14 protein-coding genes and 1 pseudogene are annotated in these 16,244 nt (G+C 72.5%); 7 read left to right on the forward strand and 8 right to left on the reverse strand.

The window, feature by feature from the left end; all coding sequences use genetic code 11:
• Positions 1 to 93 precede the first annotated feature (93 nt).
• Positions 94 to 950 (reverse strand): annotated as a pseudogene (locus tag I4Q55_RS40005) (IS481 family transposase); the annotation flags it as partial.
• Positions 951 to 1,076: 126 nt separating this feature from the next.
• On the reverse strand, positions 1,077 to 1,982 hold the full coding sequence (locus tag I4Q55_RS40010; RefSeq protein WP_206795755.1) for a LysR family transcriptional regulator: 906 nt from the start codon (positions 1,980 to 1,982) through the stop codon (positions 1,077 to 1,079).
• A 110-nt stretch (positions 1,983 to 2,092) separates the two neighbouring features.
• Here I4Q55_RS40010 and I4Q55_RS40015 point away from each other — a divergent pair, with 110 nt between their 5' ends.
• A complete protein-coding gene (locus tag I4Q55_RS40015) occupies positions 2,093 to 3,175 on the forward strand; it encodes a tartrate dehydrogenase (RefSeq protein WP_206795757.1) in 1,083 nt (360 codons plus the stop codon).
• A gap of 39 nt (positions 3,176 to 3,214) precedes the next feature.
• Here I4Q55_RS40015 and I4Q55_RS40020 read toward each other — a convergent pair whose 3' ends face one another.
• The gene (locus tag I4Q55_RS40020) at positions 3,215 to 3,952 is read right to left on the reverse strand and encodes a GntR family transcriptional regulator (RefSeq protein WP_206795760.1); all 738 of its coding nucleotides are present in this window, start codon (positions 3,950 to 3,952) and stop codon (positions 3,215 to 3,217) included.
• A 77-nt stretch (positions 3,953 to 4,029) separates the two neighbouring features.
• On the opposite strand from I4Q55_RS40020, the gene I4Q55_RS40025 reads away from it, so the two are divergent.
• From I4Q55_RS40025 to I4Q55_RS40050, 6 genes are read left to right on the forward strand one after another with little or no spacing between them, the layout of a single operon-like run.
• Positions 4,030 to 5,295: an MFS transporter gene (locus I4Q55_RS40025; RefSeq protein WP_206795762.1), complete on the forward strand. Its 1,266-nt coding sequence runs from the start codon at positions 4,030 to 4,032 to the stop codon at positions 5,293 to 5,295.
• Positions 5,292 to 6,245: a phosphoglycerate dehydrogenase gene (locus tag I4Q55_RS40030; protein ID WP_206795764.1), complete on the forward strand. Its 954-nt coding sequence runs from the start codon at positions 5,292 to 5,294 to the stop codon at positions 6,243 to 6,245. Before I4Q55_RS40025 ends, I4Q55_RS40030 begins: the two co-directional genes overlap by 4 nt.
• A 5-nt stretch (positions 6,246 to 6,250) precedes the next feature.
• Complete coding sequence (locus tag I4Q55_RS40035) at positions 6,251 to 7,618, forward strand: acyclic terpene utilization AtuA family protein (protein WP_206795806.1); 1,368 nt, start codon at positions 6,251 to 6,253, stop codon at positions 7,616 to 7,618.
• Positions 7,611 to 7,940 (forward strand): DUF4387 domain-containing protein, encoded by a 330-nt coding sequence (locus I4Q55_RS40040; RefSeq protein WP_206795765.1) that lies wholly within the window; start codon positions 7,611 to 7,613, stop codon positions 7,938 to 7,940. Before I4Q55_RS40035 ends, I4Q55_RS40040 begins: the two co-directional genes overlap by 8 nt.
• On the forward strand, positions 7,937 to 8,743 hold the full coding sequence (locus I4Q55_RS40045; protein ID WP_206795766.1) for an alpha/beta hydrolase: 807 nt from the start codon (positions 7,937 to 7,939) through the stop codon (positions 8,741 to 8,743). Before I4Q55_RS40040 ends, I4Q55_RS40045 begins: the two co-directional genes overlap by 4 nt.
• A 56-nt stretch (positions 8,744 to 8,799) precedes the next feature.
• Complete coding sequence (locus I4Q55_RS40050) at positions 8,800 to 10,167, forward strand: hypothetical protein (protein WP_206795767.1); 1,368 nt, start codon at positions 8,800 to 8,802, stop codon at positions 10,165 to 10,167.
• Between the two features lie 66 nt (positions 10,168 to 10,233).
• Here I4Q55_RS40050 and I4Q55_RS40055 read toward each other — a convergent pair whose 3' ends face one another.
• The 5 genes from I4Q55_RS40055 to I4Q55_RS40075 are packed head-to-tail and all read right to left on the reverse strand — an operon-like array spanning position 10,234 to position 16,121.
• Positions 10,234 to 11,121: an anchored repeat-type ABC transporter permease subunit gene (locus I4Q55_RS40055; RefSeq protein ID WP_206795768.1), complete on the reverse strand. Its 888-nt coding sequence runs from the start codon at positions 11,119 to 11,121 to the stop codon at positions 10,234 to 10,236.
• On the reverse strand, positions 11,118 to 11,840 hold the full coding sequence (locus I4Q55_RS40060) for an anchored repeat-type ABC transporter ATP-binding subunit (RefSeq protein WP_206795769.1): 723 nt from the start codon (positions 11,838 to 11,840) through the stop codon (positions 11,118 to 11,120). The genes I4Q55_RS40055 and I4Q55_RS40060 overlap by 4 nt, the downstream gene beginning before the upstream one ends.
• A complete protein-coding gene (locus tag I4Q55_RS40065) occupies positions 11,837 to 12,691 on the reverse strand; it encodes a TIGR03773 family transporter-associated surface protein (RefSeq protein ID WP_206795770.1) in 855 nt (284 codons plus the stop codon). Before I4Q55_RS40065 ends, I4Q55_RS40060 begins: the two co-directional genes overlap by 4 nt.
• Positions 12,688 to 14,220 carry an anchored repeat ABC transporter, substrate-binding protein gene (locus tag I4Q55_RS40070; protein WP_206795771.1) on the reverse strand — a complete coding sequence of 511 codons (1,533 nt, stop codon included), beginning with the start codon at positions 14,218 to 14,220 and terminating at the stop codon, positions 12,688 to 12,690. Before I4Q55_RS40070 ends, I4Q55_RS40065 begins: the two co-directional genes overlap by 4 nt.
• The gene (locus I4Q55_RS40075) at positions 14,217 to 16,121 is read right to left on the reverse strand and encodes a TIGR03773 family transporter-associated surface protein (RefSeq protein ID WP_206795773.1); all 1,905 of its coding nucleotides are present in this window, start codon (positions 16,119 to 16,121) and stop codon (positions 14,217 to 14,219) included. Before I4Q55_RS40075 ends, I4Q55_RS40070 begins: the two co-directional genes overlap by 4 nt.
• Positions 16,122 to 16,244 lie beyond the last annotated feature (123 nt).

Consider the following 16,244-nt stretch of genomic DNA (forward strand, 5'->3'; position numbering starts at 1 on the left):
TCCGCACCCGAGAACACCGGAAACCGCGGCAGGGCAACCGAAACGTGGGAATTCGTGCTTGAAACCCAGCCACCTCTTCCCTCCCGGCCCGGTGTGATGTCCAGCGAGGTTGGTCAGCCGGGTGACCGGTGGTTTGCCGCTGGTTGAGCTGTGGGGTCGATGATGATTATAGAAGTGCAGCCACCCCGGTAGCGCCGCTCGGCGTGCAGCTTCGGAGGGGTAGAAGCGGGCGTAGACCCATCCCTCGGCCAGGGGCCGGTGGAAGCGCTCGATCTTGCCGTTTGTTTGAGGCCGGTAAGGCCGGGTCCGTTTCGGGGGTGACACCGAGCTCGGTGCAGGTGTCGCGCCAGGCATGAGATCGGTAGGCCGACCCGTTGTCGGACAGGACCCGTTCGGCGGTGACGCCCCGATCGGCGAACCAGGCCACGGCCCGGCGCAGGACGGCGGTGGCGCGTTTGTTGCATGCGCCTTGCTGCCGGCCGACGTAGCGGTGGCCGCCGCCGTCGGGGATGTTGCCGGACTTGGTGACATCGACATGGATCAGCGAGCCCGGATGGTCGTGTTCGTAGCGGCGCAGCGGTTCGCCGGTGACCCGGTCGATGTGGGTGAGCCGGTTGATCCGGCAGCGCACCAGCACCGCGCGCACCGTGGGTGCGGGCAGGCCAAACCGGTCGGCGATCTGGACGGGCCCAGCCGGTGCCGCCACCGCAGCCGCACGATCGCCCGTACCACCGGCCCGGGAGTGCGGGCCGGGCTGTGGTGGGGGCGGCTGCTGCGATCTGTCATCCCGGCCACGCCTTCGGTTCGGTAGCGCTCGGCACACTTCGCGGCCGTCTTCGCCGCGACCATGAACGTCTTCGCTGCTTCGGTGCACGTCCAGCCTGCTCAACGATCAGGCGGGCGAGTCGTAGGCGGGTGCGTGGGGTCAGGGTGGCGTTAGGTTGGGACACGAAGGCCTCCGGACGGTGATGTGGTTCCCAGACCGCTCCACTTCACAACCGGAGGCCTTCACCTGTCAGCACGACAGGCCGCCACCAGGTCATCTCGAGCCGGGACAACGTCTCTGAACATCACACCTAGGGCTGGGAGGAGCCCGCGATGCGGCCCGGCAGCCGCGCGGCCAGGTGCTTGATCAGTTCGCTGATCCGCCTCGGCACAGGGGCGTCGCCGGTGCGGAGGGCGTAGATGTCGGCCGGTGGTGTCGGTACGTCCGGCAACACCCGGACCAGTTCGCCGCTCTCGAGGTGGGTGCGGACCTGCCACTCCGAGCGCATGATCACCCCGTGTCCCTGCAGCGCCCAGCCGGTCGCGATGTCGCCGTCGTTGGTCGACAGGCGGCCGCGTACCCGGACCTGGCGCGGGTTGCGGGCGTCTCCGAAGCGCCACAGCGCGAAGTCTCCCTCGTTCTCGCGGAGCACGATGCAGTCGTGGCCGGCCAGGTCCTCGATCCGCTCGGGCAGCCCGCGCCGATCCACATAGGACGGTGCCGCACACGGTATCCGGCGGTTCTTCGCCAGCCTGCGCATCCGCAGTGCGGAGTCCGGTGGGGTACCCACGTGGACGGCCAGGTCGAACTCGCGCCGGTGTGGGCGCAGGGGCAGCGCGGACGTGTGGAGCCGGACGTCCAGCCGCGGGTGCCGGGCGGTGAACTCGCCCAGCAGCGGGGCGATGTGCGCGCGGCCGAGGCCGAGGGTGGCCTGGACGTCGATGGTGCCCCGCAGCTCGCCGGTGCGGGGGCCGACCAGGTCCTCGAGCTCGCTGACCTGGTCGAGGATCGGTGCCAGCCGTGCGGCGAACAGCTCTCCTTCGGACGTCAGCACGAGCCGGCGGGTGCCCCGGTGCACCAGGCGGGCGTCGAGCCGGCGTTCCAGTGCGCTGAGGCGCTTGCTGACGACCGGGAGCGAGCACTGCAGCTCGCGGGCGGCCGCCGTCAGCGTCTCGCTGGACGCGACCACGTGGAAGAAGCGGAGATCGTCGATCATCGCGGTTCGGCCCTTTCGCTCAGCGAAAGGATAGGTTGCCCCGGCCGCTCTTGTCTCGGCGTGCACCGGTGGTCAGGGTGGAAGTCCCACCGAAACCACAGGAGCGCTTCGTGTCCCAACGCCACCGCATCGCGGTCATCCCGGGGGACGGCATCGGCCGCGAGGTCGTCCCGGAAGGACTGCGGTGCCTGCGGGCCGCCGCCGACGCCCACGGGTTCGAGCTCGAGACCGTCCACTACGGGTTCGCCTGCGCCGAGTACTGGCTGCGGCACGGCGAAATGCTGCCGCCGGACTGGAAGGACGTCCTCGGTGGCTTCGACGCGATCTTCTTCGGCGCGGTCGGGTGGCCCGAGGTGGTGCCCGACCACGTTTCGCTGTGGGGGAGCCTGCTGCGGTTCCGCCGGGGCTTCGACCAGTACGTCAACCTGCGGCCGGTCCGGCTGCTGCGCGGGGTCCGCAGCCCGCTGCGCGACCACGGCCCCGGCGACATCGACTTCTTCGTCGTGCGCGAGAACACCGAAGGCGAGTACTCGAGCATCGGCGGCCGGATCTTCGAGGGCACCGACCGCGAAACGGTCCTGCAGGAAACCGTGCTGACCCGCACCGGAGTGGACCGGGTGCTGCGCTACGCCTTCGAGCTCGCCGCCGCCCGCCCCCGCAAGCACCTGACCTGGGCGACCAAGAGCAACGGCATCGCCATCGCCATGCCGTACTGGGACGAGCGCGCGACGGCGATGGCGGAGCAGTACCCGGACGTCGTCGCGGACAAGGACCACATCGACATCCTCGCGGCCAAGTTCGTCCTGCGGCCCGGGCAGTACGACGTCGTCGTCGCGAGCAACCTCTTCGGCGACATCCTCTCCGACCTCGGCCCGGCCTGCGCCGGGACGATCGGGATCGCGCCGAGCGCCAACATCAACCCGGACCGCGCCTGGCCGAGCCTGTTCGAGCCGGTGCACGGCTCGGCCCCCGACATCGCCGGCCGCGGGATCGCCAACCCGGTCGGGCAGATCTGGAGCGGCGCCATGATGCTCGACCACCTGGGGGAGACGGCCGCGGCCGCGGCGGTGCTGGCCGCGATCGAGCGCGTGCTCGCCGGGCGCCCTGACGTGCTCACCCCGGACCTCGGCGGTTCCGGCACGACCGAGGGCCTGGGCACGGCGATCGCCGCCGAGATCGCCGCGGCGTCATGACCCCCGCGTTCGCCCCGGGCGGTACCGGTGACGGGTCGTTCAGGGCCGGTCGGCGGTGGCCGGCGTGGTGGCCTCGGCGAGCAGGTCGCCCAGGCCGCCGCGGGCGTCCTCGATGACCAGTGCCTCGGCCGCCGCCGAGTCGCCCACCCGCAACGCCCGGACGAGCGCGCGGTGGCTGCCGTAGCGGTCGAGGCCGAACCGGTCGTTCCCGGCGACGCGTTCGATCAGGCGGGCCCGGCGCTCCGGCCAGGAGAACACCCGCGTCTGGCCGAGCAGGCGCACCAGGACCGGGTTGCGGGCGCACGACTCGACGACCTCGTTGAAGCGCTGCATGGTGTCGAGCAGCCGGTCCAGGTGCCGGGTCACGTCCTGCCCCGCCTGCTGCCGTTGCTTGACGACGATCAGCAGGTCGTCGGCTTCGTCGAGCACGGCGTCCAGGTGGTCCAGCTGCGCCGGGGACGCGTGCCGCGCGGCGAAGCGGGCCACCATCCCGCGCAGGGCGACCTCGACTTCGGCGAGGTCCTGGATCGCGCTGTCCCCGAAGGCCGCCACCTGGACCGTCCGCGGTCCGGTGCGTTCGAGGAGACCGTCCTGCTCGAGGCGCCGGATGGCCTCCCGCACCGGTGTCGGGCTCACCGACAGCCGCTCGGCGAGCCCGCGTTCGGTGACCTTCTGCCCCGGCCGCAGCTCGCCGGTCGTGATCGCGTCGCGGATGGCGCGGTAAGCGCGGTCGGCCAGCGTGTCGGCCGTCAGGCCCTTCAACGTCTCACTTGCCATGGCGTCACTGTATCTGCCATGGCAAAGACAGTAAGAAATACTTGACGTTCTTGCTATAGCAAAAGTAGCTTGGCGGCATGACGACGACGTCGAACACCCACCGCGTACGGACCGGACGGATCACGTTCTTCGTCGCCCTGGCGGTCTTCGCGCAGGAGTCGACGTGGAACCTCTACGACTCGCAGGTCCCGCCGCTGCTCCGCGAGCACATCGGCAGTGCCGCGCTGGTCGGTCTCCTGATGGGCATGGACAACGTGCTCGGCATCTTCATCCAGCCGTGGATGGGGAACCGGTCGGACCGCACGCGCACCTCGTGGGGCCGGCGCATGCCCTACCTGCTCGCCGGAATGCCCTTGGCAGCCCTGCTGTTCCTCGCCATCCCGCACGTCGCGGGCGCCTTGCCGCTGCTGATCCTCGTCATGTTCGGCTACGCGCTGGTCGCGAACTCGTTCAAGCCCATCGCCGAGTCCCTGCTCCCGGACTTCGTCCCGCCCGAGCGGCGGAGCCGGGCCAACGCGGTCGTCAAGATCGCGGCGAGCCTCACGGTCCTGGTGGCGGCCCTGATCAGCATCTTCCTGATCGACTCGTGGCCGAAGCTGTCGTTCGCGATCCCCGCGATCCTGATGGTGGTGTCCCTCGCCGTGCTGGCCGCGAACGTGCGCGACAGCCGGTCGCCGGCCTACCGGAGCGCCGTCGAGGAAGAGCGCGAGCAGGCCGCGCCCGCCGCACGGGTGCGGGACACCGTGCTCGACATCGTGCGGGACCGCGACCGCAGCCGGGTGCTGCTCATCGGGTCCATCCTGCTCTTCGGGGGCGCCTGGGCCGCGTCCCGGGCGCTCATCACGCCCTACGGCATGGAGGTGCTGGGCCTGTCCCGAGGCGAAGCGGGCGGCCTCACGCTGCCCAGCGGGGTGGCCTTCCTCGTGGCCGCCTACCCGGTGGCCCGGCTCGCCGAACGCTTCGGCCGGCTGCGGGTGATGGCCGCCGGGATGACGGTGTTCGCGGCCGGCATGGTGCTCGCCACCGTGGTGGCGACGCCGGCCGGCGTCGTGGCCGGGCTCTGCGTGGCGTCCGCCGGCGCGTCCTCGTTCCTGGTCAACGCGGTCGTCGTCCTGTGGAACCTCGCCCCGTCCGACCGCGTGGTGGGGACCTACACCGGGCTCTACACCGTCGGCTGGGTCGGGGGCGGCTTCCTGGGGCCGGCCGTGGTCGGCGGCCTGGTCGACCTGACCGGCTGGAGCCTGCTGCTGCTCCACGTCGCGGTCGTCGCGCTCCTCGCGATCCTGGCGGTCACCCGCGTCAGCGTCCTGCAGCGCCGGTCGTCCACCGGGCGTGCGCTGTGACCGGGCGCGTGCTGATCACCACGGACTACCTGCGTCCCGGCGACGAGGTCGACCGGTTCCTGCGCGACCGCGGGCTGGAAACCCGGCACCTGCCCCTGGCGGGGCGGCGCGATCCCGGCGAACTCGCCACCGCTCTCGCCGGGATCGACGCGGCGCTGGTGGCCAACGAGCCGCTGACGGCGGACGTCCTGGCCCGCGCGCCGCGGTTGCGGGTCGTCGTGCGGACCGGCGTGGGCTACGACTCGATCGACGTCGCCGCCGCGGCCCGGCTCGGGATCACCGTGAGCAACCTGCCCGGCGTCAACGCCAATGCCGTGGCCGAGTACACCCTCGGCCTGCTGCTCGCCGGGGCACGGCGGCTCGTGCAGTCCGCTTCCGGGGTGGCGCAAGGGAACTGGCCACGCGAGGACGGGCGCGAACTGCGCGGCTCGACGCTGGGGCTCATCGGCCACGGGGCAGCGGCGCGGGCCGTGGTACCCCTGGCCCGCGCGTTCGGCATGGACGTGGTCTGCACGACGAACGTCCCGGCACGCCTGCGGGATCCCGGTGTCCGCTGCACCGGGCTGACCGAGCTGCTGTCCACTTCGGACTACGTCTCGGTGCACACCGCGCTGACCGACCGGACCCGGGGACTCCTCGGCGCCGAGGCGTTCCGGCGGATGAAGCCGACGGCGCTGCTGGTCAACACCGCACGCGGCGCCATCGTCGACGAAGCCGCGCTCGCGGCGGCCGTCCGGGCCGGCGAGATCGCGGGCGCCGTGCTCGACGTCGTGGCCGAGGAGCCGCTTCCGCCCGGCAGCCCCTTGCGCGGGGTGCCCGGGATCGTCGTCTGTTCCCACCTGGCCGGGCAGACGGCCGAAGCACGCCGAGCCGCGGGCCTGCGCGGCGCGGAGGAACTGGTCGCCGCCCTCGCGGGGCGGGCGCGGTTCGTGGTCAACGGAGAGAAATGAGGAACATGGAGACAGTGCGCGTCCTGGCGCCGAGCGGCATGCTCGGCGCCGGCTGGGACCACGCGACGGTCGAGCGCGGCATCGCCCTGGGCGCCGACGTCATCAGCATCGACGGCGGGTCCACCGACTCCGGCCCCCACTACCTCGGCGCCGCGACGGCCAAGACGACGGCCAAGGCGGTGGCGCGCGACCTGCGCAGCCTGTTCACGGCCGCCGCGGGGGCGGGGATCCCGGTGATCGTGGGCTCCTGCGGCACGAGCGGGACCGACCGCGGCGTCGACTGGGTCGCCGGGATCGCCGCCGAGGTGCTGGCCGAGGAGGGCCTGGACCTGAAGGTCGCGCGGATCTACAGCGAGCAGGACCCGGCCGGGCTGAAGGAATACCTCGACGCGGGGCGCGTGCACCCGTTGCCCCCGTCGGGGGAGCTCGCCGCCGAGACCCTGGAGAGCTGCACGCACGTCGTCGGCGCGATGGGGCACGAGCCGATCGTCGAAGCGCTGCGGGCGGGCGCCCAGGTGGTGCTGGCCGGCCGCGCGACCGACACGGCGGTGGCGGCGGCGTACCCGCTCATGAAGGGCATGCCGCCCGGACCCACGTGGCACGCCGCGAAGATCATCGAGTGCGGTGGCCAGTGCACGAGCAACCCGCGCGCGGGCGGGGTCCTCGCCACCATCGACGCCGCCGGCTTCACCATCGAGCCGCTCGACCCGGCGGTGTCGTGCACGCCGATCTCGGTGGCCGCCCACATGCTCTACGAGACCGCGGACCCGTTCGAAATGCGCGAGCCCGCGGGCACCCTCGACGTCCGGGACGCGCGGTACACGGCCGTCGACGACCGGATCGTCCGCGTCGAGGGGTCGCGGTTCCACGTCGCCGGCCAGTACACGATCAAGCTCGAAGGCGCCCGGATCACCGGCTACGAAACCGTGTCCTTCGCGGCGATCCGGGACCCGCGCGTCCTCGCCGACATCGACGCCTGGGCGCGGCTGATGCGCACGGTGATCACGCAGCGGGTGCGCCAGACGCTGGAGCTGGCGGACGACGAATACGCCTTCGACCTCCGGCTCTACGGCCACAACGCGGTGCTGGACGAGCTCGAACCCGAGACCGGGCCGCCGCGCGAGGTCGGCGTCATGCTGCTCGTCAACGCGCCCGACCAGCCGACCGCCACCGCGGTCGCCAAGGTCGCCAACCCGCTGCTGCTGCACCTGCCGGCGCCGGGGATGGACTACCTGCCCAGCTTCGCCTTCCCGTTCTCGCCCGCGGAGATCGAGCGCGGCGCGGCGTACGAGTTCGTGCTCAACCACGTCGTCGACTGCGCCGATCCCGCCGAGCTGTTCCGCACCGAGCTGGGGGAGAAAACCCGTGCCTGACACCACTCTCGCGGATCTCGCCCACGAGGTCCGCGCCAAGAACGCCGGCCCGTTCTGGGTCACCATGGAGCTGTTCCTGCGCGACGCCGACGGCTACCGGCTCGCCGCGGACCTGGTGGACGAGCGGCTGATCGCCCGGCTGTACCGCCTGGAGGAAAGCGTCATCCGGATCTTCCGGATCCCTTCGCTCAACGTCGTGAAGATCTCCTTCCCGCGCCCGGTGAGCCAGGGCTCGCTCCGGGACCGCGACGTCCACGCCGGACAGCACCACGTCCCGCTGGCCCGCGTCCCGGTCACCGTCCGCCGCGGGGACGTCCCGTGATCCGGGTCGCGGACCTGCCCGCCACGCATCCCGGCCGCCGGCTGCTGACCAAGCGGACGCCGTTCTTCGCCGCACCGGGCGAACCCCGCTGCGGCTACTGCGTCTACGTCCCCACGAGCTGGACCCCGGAGAGCGCGCTGTCCGTCCTGGTGGCCGTGCACGGCACCGGCCGCAGCGTCGGAGAGCTGCGCGAGGGGTTCATCCCCTTCGCCGAACGCCACCGCCTGATCGTGGTCTTCCCGCTGTTCCCGGTCGGCATCGGCGATCCCGACGACGTCGACGGCTACAAGCTCCTCGACGCCCACGGCATCCGGTTCGACCTGGTGCTGCTGGACATCCTGGAGCAGGTCCGGTTCCGGTGGAACGCGCGTACCGAGTCCGTGCTGCTGTGCGGGCACTCCGGTGGGGGCCAGTTCGCCCACCGCTTCCTGTACCTGCACCCGGACCGGGTCTCGGCCGTCGCGGTCGGTGCCCCCGGCGGCGTGACCCTGCTGGAGCCGTCACTGGCCTGGCCGGAAGGCATCGGCGACACCCGGCGGCGGTTCGGGACCACCGTGGATCCCGGCGCGGTCGCCCGGGTGCCGGTGCTGCTCGTCATCGGCGGCGACGACGACGGGCGGGCCGACCTGGCCGCCATGGGCGATCACGGCCACAGCCGGCCGGAGCAGCTCGACCGGCTCGCCGAAAGCCTGACCCGCCACGGCGCGGCCGTCGAGAAGGTCGTGGTCCCCGGCGTCGGGCACAGCGCCGCGGGCACCCGAGCGCCGGTCACCGGCTTCTTCGCCAGGCTTCTGTCCACATGAGACACCTCGGGAAAGGCAGCTCCTTGAACATAAAACCCTCCGGTCGTCATCGGGCGGTGGTCGCCGCGACACTGCTGGCCCTGCTCGGCACCGCGGCGCCGGCCCACGCGAGCACGGTGCGGCCACCGGCGACCGCCTGCCCGCCGAACCTGACCGGAACGGCCACCTGCTACACCGGCCAGGACGCCAACGGCGCCTATTACACGATCGCGATCCCGAAGCGCTGGAACGGCTCCCTCGTCGTCCACGCCCACGGCGGACCCGCCCCGTCCTACGACCCGGCCACGACCACGGCGGACCTGGCGGAGTGGGCGGTGCTGGTGCGGGAGGGCTACGCCTGGGCGGGCTCCTCGTACCGCCGCGGCGGCTACGGGGTCAGGATGGCCGCCGCCGACACGGAGAACGTGCGCCGCCTGTTCGCCGACCGGTTCGGCCGGCCCGGCCGCACCTACCTCCACGGCCAGTCCTTCGGTGGCAACGTCGCCGCCAAGACCGCCGAGGTCCACGGCCGGGGCGGCGCCTACGACGGCGTGCTGCTGACCAGCGGCCTGCTGGCCGGCGGCTCCCGCGGCTACGACCACCGGGTGGACCTGCGGGTGGTCTACCAGTACTACTGCCGCAACCTGCCCCGCCCGGCGGAGCCGCAGTACCCGCTGTGGCAAGGACTGCCCGCGGACTCCACGCTGACCCCGGACGACGTCCTCGCCCGGCTGCAGGAATGCACCGGCATCGGCTCCGCCCCGGCCGACCGGACTCCGTCGCAGCAGCGCAATCTGGACGACATCACCGCCGTCACGCGCATCCCGGAGCGTTCCCTGCCCACGCACCTGCAGTACGCGACCTTCCTGTTCCAGGACATCGTCGCGAACCGGCTCGGCGGCCGGAACCCGTTCGGCACCGAGGGGGTGCGGTACTCGGGGTCGCACGACGACCGGGCCCTCAACGCGGGGGTGGCGCGCTTCCGGGCCGATCCCACCGCACAGCGTGACCTTTCCTACGACAGCGACCTCACCGGCCAGGTCTCCGTCCCGGTCCTCACCCTGCACGCGATCGACGACCCGTCGGTGTTCGTGGAACACGAAGCGGCCTACCGCGCGACGCTGCGCGGTGACGGCCGGCTCGTCCAGACGTTCACCAGGGAAGCCGAGCACGACGAGCTGAGCGTGGCCGAGTACGCCACCTCCCTCGCCGCTCTCGACGCCTGGGTGCGCACCGGCCGGAAGCCGGCCCCGCAGTCCATCGCGCAGTCGTGTGCCGCGTTCGACCGCACCTACGGCGGCGGGTGCTTCTACGACCCCGGCTACCAGCCGGCCCCGTTCTCCACCCGGATCCGGCCGCGGCCGGGCGGCGTCGCCTGGCCGGCTATGACGGCGGCGCAGGAGTGGTCGTGGAGCCGCGTCGAGGGGGTGGGCATCGCTCCCTGACCGGTCCGCGTAAGCCTCGCCCGCCCATCCGCTGACACGGCGGCTCGCGGGTGCCGACGCCGGCCGTCAGCTCCCGGTCGCCACGGCCGCCGCTGTGTTCGCCTGCCGGGTGCGGCGGGCCGCGCGGAACTTGCCGAACAGGCCGTGCCGCGGTGCGAACAGCCAGCAGACCAGGAACAACGCGGTGGCGACCAGCACGATGAGGCCACCCGCGGCGAGGTTGAGCCAGTAGGACAGGTACAACCCGACGACGCAGGCCAGCGCCCCGGTGGCGGGGGCGAGCACCATCATCACGCCGAGCCGGTCGGTGAGCAGGCGGGCGCAGGCGGCGGGGGTGATCAGCAGCGCGAGCACGAGGATGTTCCCCACCGCCTGCAGGGACACGACGATCGCGATGGTGACCATGGCGTAGAGCGCGATGTCGAGCCAGAACACCGGCAGGCCGGCCGCGCGGGCGGTTTCCCGGTCGAGGCTGACGGTGACGAGTTCCTTGTGCAGCAGCGCGGCCGCCACGAGCAGGACCGCCGTGGTGATGGCCACGGTGCGGGTGTCGCTGTCGCTGATGCCGAGGATCTGCCCGAAGAGGAACGATTCCAGCGAGCCGCTGTAACCGGGGGCGCTGCTGAGGATGACGATGCCGAGGCCGAACGCGGCGGCGAAGAAGACCCCGATGACGGTGTCCTCCTTGAGCCGTTTGTTCTGCGCGAACACCGCGACGCTCAGGGCGGTCACCAGGCCGGCGATCGCGCCGCCGAGGGCGAGGTTGACCTGGAAGACGAACGCGATCGCGACGCCGGGGAACACCGAATGCGCGACGGCGTCGCCGATGAACGCCATGCCGCGCAGCACCACGTGGCTGCCGATCACGCCGCACACGACGCCGGACATGAGCGCGACGAGGAACGCGCGCTGCATGAACAGGTGTTCCCAGGGGCCGGTGAGGAATTCGGTCATCGGGCGATCCCCAGTGAGTGGATGAGCTGCTCGGACTCGGTGACGCCGAAGGCGCGCAGCCACAGGTCGGGGTCGCGCAGCCGCTCCGGCGGCCCGTCGGCGACGACCGTGCGGTTGAGCAGGCAGAGCCGGTCGCACAGGCTCGCCGCGCCGGGCAGGTCGTGGGTGGTCATCAGCACGGCGGTGCCTTCGTCCCGCAGGGTGCGCAGCAGCGCGGTGAGCAGCTCCTGGGTCGGGACGTCGAGGCCGGTGAACGGTTCGTCGAGCAGCAGCAGCCGCGGCCGCAGCGCCAGGGCCCGGGCGACGAGCACGCGTTGCCGCTGCCCACCGGACAGCTCGCCGATGGGCCGGCGCGCGAGGTCGGTCATGGCGACCCGCCCGAGCGCTTCGGCCACGGCCTCGCGGTCGGCGCGGCCCGGGCGGCGGAGGAACCCGATGGCCCGCGTCCGGCCGGTGAGCACGGCTTTCTCCACCGAGATGGGGAAGTCCCACGCGAACTCGTGACGCTGCGGGACATAGCCGATCGTGCCGTCGGTGGCGACGGTTCCGGCGGTGGCGGGCAGCAGCCCGAGCACCATGCGCAGCAGGGTGGTCTTGCCCGCGCCGTTGGGACCGATGAGCCCGGCCAGTTCGCCGCCGGTCAGCTGGAAGTCCACTCTGGACAGCGCTTCCCGGCCGCCGAGGCGGACGGTCAGGCCGCGGATGTCGAGCGCGGTCACGCGGCACCTCCGGTACGTCGGCGGGAACGGCGCCACCAGAACCCGCCGCCGGCGAGGAGGAGGGCGGCTCCGGCGGCGATCCCCGTGAGCCAGCCGGTCCGGTCCGGCCCGGCGGGCGCGGCGCCGGACGAAGGCGGAGCCGTGGAGGCAGAAGCCGGGGTGGGGGCAGGCGCGCGGTAGGCGCGGGCGGCGTCGCCGTCGCCGACGAACACCTGCAGCGTCTGCCGGTCGCTCAGGGTTCGGCCGTCGGGTGCGGTGGTGTGCATGTCGATGTCGAGCGCGTAGCTGCCCGGCGCCGAGAAGGCCCAGTTGCCGTGGACGTGCGAGCCGGCTTCGATCCCGGTCTCCTGGGGGAAGGGTTTGGCGCTGTCGAAGACGACTTCGGGGGTGCCGAAGTTTCCGTTGAGGAACAGGGTGAAGTGGCCGGGGCCGCGGACGTCGTGCAGCACCCACGTGACCTCGCGGCCCAGCACCGGGGCGATCGAGGGGTCCTGGGTGTTCCAGCCCGGCCACAGCACGCCGGGCCGTTGCACCTGGGGCAGCAGCCAGACCGGAGCGCCACTGGCGCCGAGGAAGGCGAACTGCGGCCCGGGCGGCACGGTCATCGACGACGCGGCGACGGCCTGCAGCACCACCTCGGGTACCGGGCGCCAGGTGACCGGGGTGGCCGAGTCGTCGCGGAGCTGGATCTTCCACACCCCGTCGACCAGCCGGGGCCCCATGTCGATGTGGCCGTCGGCAATGGCGACGACACTGCCGACAACACTGCTGACGACACTGCCGGCCGCCGCAGCCGGGACGGCGGCGGGGACGAGGAGCGCGGCGGCCGCCACGAGGGGGAGCAGTCTCATGCCGCGGCTCCCAGGCAGCGGTGCAGCTCGTCGGCGTTGTGGCGCATCATGTCCACATAGGAGCGGGCGGTCTCGTCGAACGCGTCGCCGTAGAGCCGGCAGACCCGCACGTGCAGGTCGCCGGCGACCTGCGTCAGCACGGTCGCCCGTTGCTTGAGGTTGGGTTCGGCGAACACCGCGGGCACCTTCAGGTTGCGGATCGTTTCGGTGAGCTTGCGGACCTGGTCGGCGCTGGGCTCCTGGGCGGGGTTGGGCACCACGAACCCGGCGACGGTCATGTCGTAGGCCTTGGCCAGGTAGCCGAAGGCGTCGTGGGTGGTGATCAGCTGACGGCGGTCCTTCGGGATCTGCGCGATCCGGCCGCGCACGTAGGTGTCGAGCTCGTCGAGGCGGGCCAGGTAGGCGCGGGCGTTGTCGTCGTAGGTCGTCGCGCCGGCCGGGTCGCGCTGCTTGAGCGTGTCGCGGATCAGCTGGACGTAGGCCTTGGCGTTGCGGACGTCTTCCCACAGGTGCGGGTCGATCTCGCCGTGGACGTGCTTGCCGAGCACGGCCTGGGGGAGCTGGTGGACGGAGGTCCCGGGCGGGCCGAGGAACGCGAACCGCGGGTCGTCCGGCACGGTTTCCAGGGCCCGGTTGGGGACGTCGATGACGACCTGGTCGGCGGGGACGGCGTGCTGCTGCCCGGTGCCGGCGTCGGTGTAGGCGTACACCTGGCCGGTGTCGAGGTCGACGGCGAGGTCGGTGTGCCCGGTGCCGATGACGACCGGCCGGTCGGGCACCGTGTGCGGGTCGACGCCGACGGCGAAGGTGAACGTGCCCGAGCCGAGGTCGGTCGTCCTGCCCGGGCCGGTGGCCAGCTGTGCGGACAGGGTGAGCCGGTAGACACCCGGTTTGCCGAACGCCCAGTTGAGGTGGGTGTGGGCGGCGGGCGGCAGGGTCGTGGTGTCGGCGGCGTCCAGGCCGTCGGCGGAGTCGAAGTAGATCTCCGGCTGCCCGAGCGCTTCGGTGAGGTAGACCGCGACCGCGCCGGGCCCGTCGAGTTTCGTCGCCGACAGCCGGACGTCGGAGGCGCGGGTCGCGCCGCGGGCCTTGCCGTCACCGCGCACGGCCAGCCCCAGCCACGCCACGTCCAGGCCGATGTCCTCGACGAGCGGGATCACCGACGCGCCATAGGTTTCCGCGGCCTCGGCCAGCGACACGTTCGGCGTGCCCGGGCGGGCGTTGGCGTCGATCGTCTTGATCAGCGCGTGTTCCTCGAGCAGCAGGTGGTTGGTGAACGTGACGTCGGCTTCGGCGACCTTCGCCGCGTCGCGCGGTGTCGGCTCGTAGGAATGCGGATCGCCGCCGGACGGCACGATCGAGGCGGCCGTCACCCGGTTCCCGCCGACCGCGTGCACCAGGTCGGCGAGGATCTCGGTGGTGGCCACCACCCGCACCGCGCCACCGCCGGCGGCCGGGCCCGCCGAGCACGCCGCCAGCACGGCCGCGGCGGCGGTCAGGGCGAGCCCGGCGCCGGGCCGGCGGCTCATCGCGCACCTCCCGCGGCGGACCGGCGGCGGCGGACGACGACCAGGCACAGCACACCGGCGAGGAGTGCCAGCGCACCGGCCGCGGCCGGGACCGCCGCGGAGAACCCGGTGGAGGCCAGCGAGCCGCCGCGGCCACCTCGCGCCGCGACGTCGGAAGCACACGTGCCCGGCGGCGGGGTCGACGTGGTGACCGGCAGGGCCTGCTTCGGGTCGACCGGGCCGACGGCGAAGGTGACGGTCTGTTTGTCGCTCACCCGGGTGCCCGAGGCGAGCGTCGCGGTGTGGGTGAGGGTGACGTGGTAGATGCCTGGCTTGGTGAAGGTCCAGTTGCCGTGGGCGTGGGTGCCCAGCCGCACCGGGGCGGTGTCCGGGACGCCGTTGCCGCTGTCGAACAGGATCACGGGCGTGCCGAAGGGATCGAACTCGAACACCGCCAGCGAACCGGGACCGTCCACTTTGTCCAGTGACCAGGTGATGTCGCCGCGGACCTGCGCGGCGGTGACCGATTCGGTGTTCCAGCCCAGCCACAGCACCCCGGCCTGCTGGGTCTGCGGGATCTGCCAGATCCGGTCGCCGGGCCTGCCGAGGAACGCGAAGCGGTCACCCGGGGGAACGGTCGTCGCGGCCTTGTCGGCCACGTGCAGGACGACGCTCGACGGGGCCCGCCAGGTGGTGACACCCGAGACGGTGCCGTCCTTGACCCCGGAGACCAGCTTCCCGTCCAGCACGCGGACCGCGTAGTCGACGTGGCCGTCGGCCAGGACGGTGCCGGTCGTGGCGGTCGTCGGCCCGGCCGGCACGCAGGTCGTGCTGCTCGGGGCGGGCGGGGGCGGCGTGCCGGTGGACGACGGGGCGGACGAGGTGCCGGGTGGCGTGGACGAATGCGACGTCACCGGTGGAGCGGAGGAAGAGGTCGTGGGCGGTGGTCCGTCGCCGGAGACGACGACCGTCACTGGCGCGGAAACGCCGGCGGCGAAGTCCGTGACGTAGGTGGGGACGAACCGCGCGGTCAGCGTATGCGTACCCCCGCCGAGCGCGGTGGTGACGAGGGAGGCCCGGCCGCCGGAGACCGCGGCGTGGCCGAGCACCCGGTCACCGTCGGCGAATTCGATCGCGCCGGAGGCGTCGGCGGGGGTCACGGTGCCGGTCAGGGTGACCGGGTCGCCGGCCGCGGCGGCCGGCGGGGTCACGGCGAGGGTGGTCGTGGTCGCCGCCGCGGTGACGTCGGAGGCCTGGGTGCCGCCGACGAACCAGGTGTAGTCCACCGGCCCGCTGCTCAGCGGGTGCCCGGCCGGGTCGGTGGCGGTGACCTCGAAGGTCAGCCGGTAGCGGCCCAGCGCGGTGAACGCCCAGTTGGCGTGCACGTGACTGCCGACCGCCTGGCGCAGCACCCGGTGTGCCGGGTCGGCGGAGCTGAACACGCGCAGGGGCAGGCCGAAGGAGTCGGTCTGGAACACCTCCACGGCGCCGGGGCCGTCGACCCGGGCGAGCCGGATGTCCACCGCGTCGCCCGCGAACGTCCCGGGCGTCAGGCTTTCGGTGTCCCAGCCGGCGAACAGCAGCGAGAAGTCCTGCACCTGGGGCGCGATCCACACCGGTGTCCCGGCCGCGCCGAGGAACGAGTACTCCGGGGCCTCCGGGACGGCGATCCGCGACGCGTCGTTGTCCCGCAGCTGGAAGAGCACGTCCTGCGGGGAGAAGTACCGGTGCGGGTCGTTGCCCACCCGGGTCTGCAAGGTGAGCCGGCCGTCCCGGTACTGGATGTCGAGGGTGTCGGTGTGCTCGTCGTCGAGCACCGTCCGCGACTTCGACGCCGGCGCCGGGCCGGTGCCGGCCACTGCCGGAGCGCTCAACAGCGGCACCGACAAAGCCAGCAGGCACCCGGCCAGTACCCAGCGCATCGGTCTTCTCACTCTCGGCATCTGAACTCGTCCCCGTGTCGGCGTGCGCCGTGAATCGGCCATTGCTTTCGGTAATGAATATCATTACCGTTACCGCCTGTCCAGGCTGTTTTCCCTCTCGTA

The sequence above is a fragment of the Amycolatopsis sp. MtRt-6 genome (assembly GCF_017308975.1).
In the GTDB taxonomy this organism is placed as follows: domain Bacteria; phylum Actinomycetota; class Actinomycetes; order Mycobacteriales; family Pseudonocardiaceae; genus Amycolatopsis.

Excerpts from the sequence above, each read along its gene's own strand:
- I4Q55_RS40010 (WP_206795755.1), bottom strand. The coding sequence starts at position 1,982 with ATGATCGACGATCTCCGCTTCTTCCACGTGGTCGCGTCCAGCGAGACG.
- I4Q55_RS40020 (WP_206795760.1), bottom strand. The coding sequence starts at position 3,952 with ATGGCAAGTGAGACGTTGAAGGGCCTGACGGCCGACACGCTGGCCGAC.
- I4Q55_RS40025 (WP_206795762.1), top strand. The coding sequence starts at position 4,030 with ATGACGACGACGTCGAACACCCACCGCGTACGGACCGGACGGATCACG.
- I4Q55_RS40035 (WP_206795806.1), top strand. The coding sequence starts at position 6,251 with ATGGAGACAGTGCGCGTCCTGGCGCCGAGCGGCATGCTCGGCGCCGGC.
- I4Q55_RS40055 (WP_206795768.1), bottom strand. The coding sequence starts at position 11,121 with ATGACCGAATTCCTCACCGGCCCCTGGGAACACCTGTTCATGCAGCGC.
- I4Q55_RS40065 (WP_206795770.1), bottom strand. The coding sequence starts at position 12,691 with ATGAGACTGCTCCCCCTCGTGGCGGCCGCCGCGCTCCTCGTCCCCGCC.
- I4Q55_RS40070 (WP_206795771.1), bottom strand. The coding sequence starts at position 14,220 with ATGAGCCGCCGGCCCGGCGCCGGGCTCGCCCTGACCGCCGCCGCGGCC.
- I4Q55_RS40075 (WP_206795773.1), bottom strand. The coding sequence starts at position 16,121 with ATGCGCTGGGTACTGGCCGGGTGCCTGCTGGCTTTGTCGGTGCCGCTG.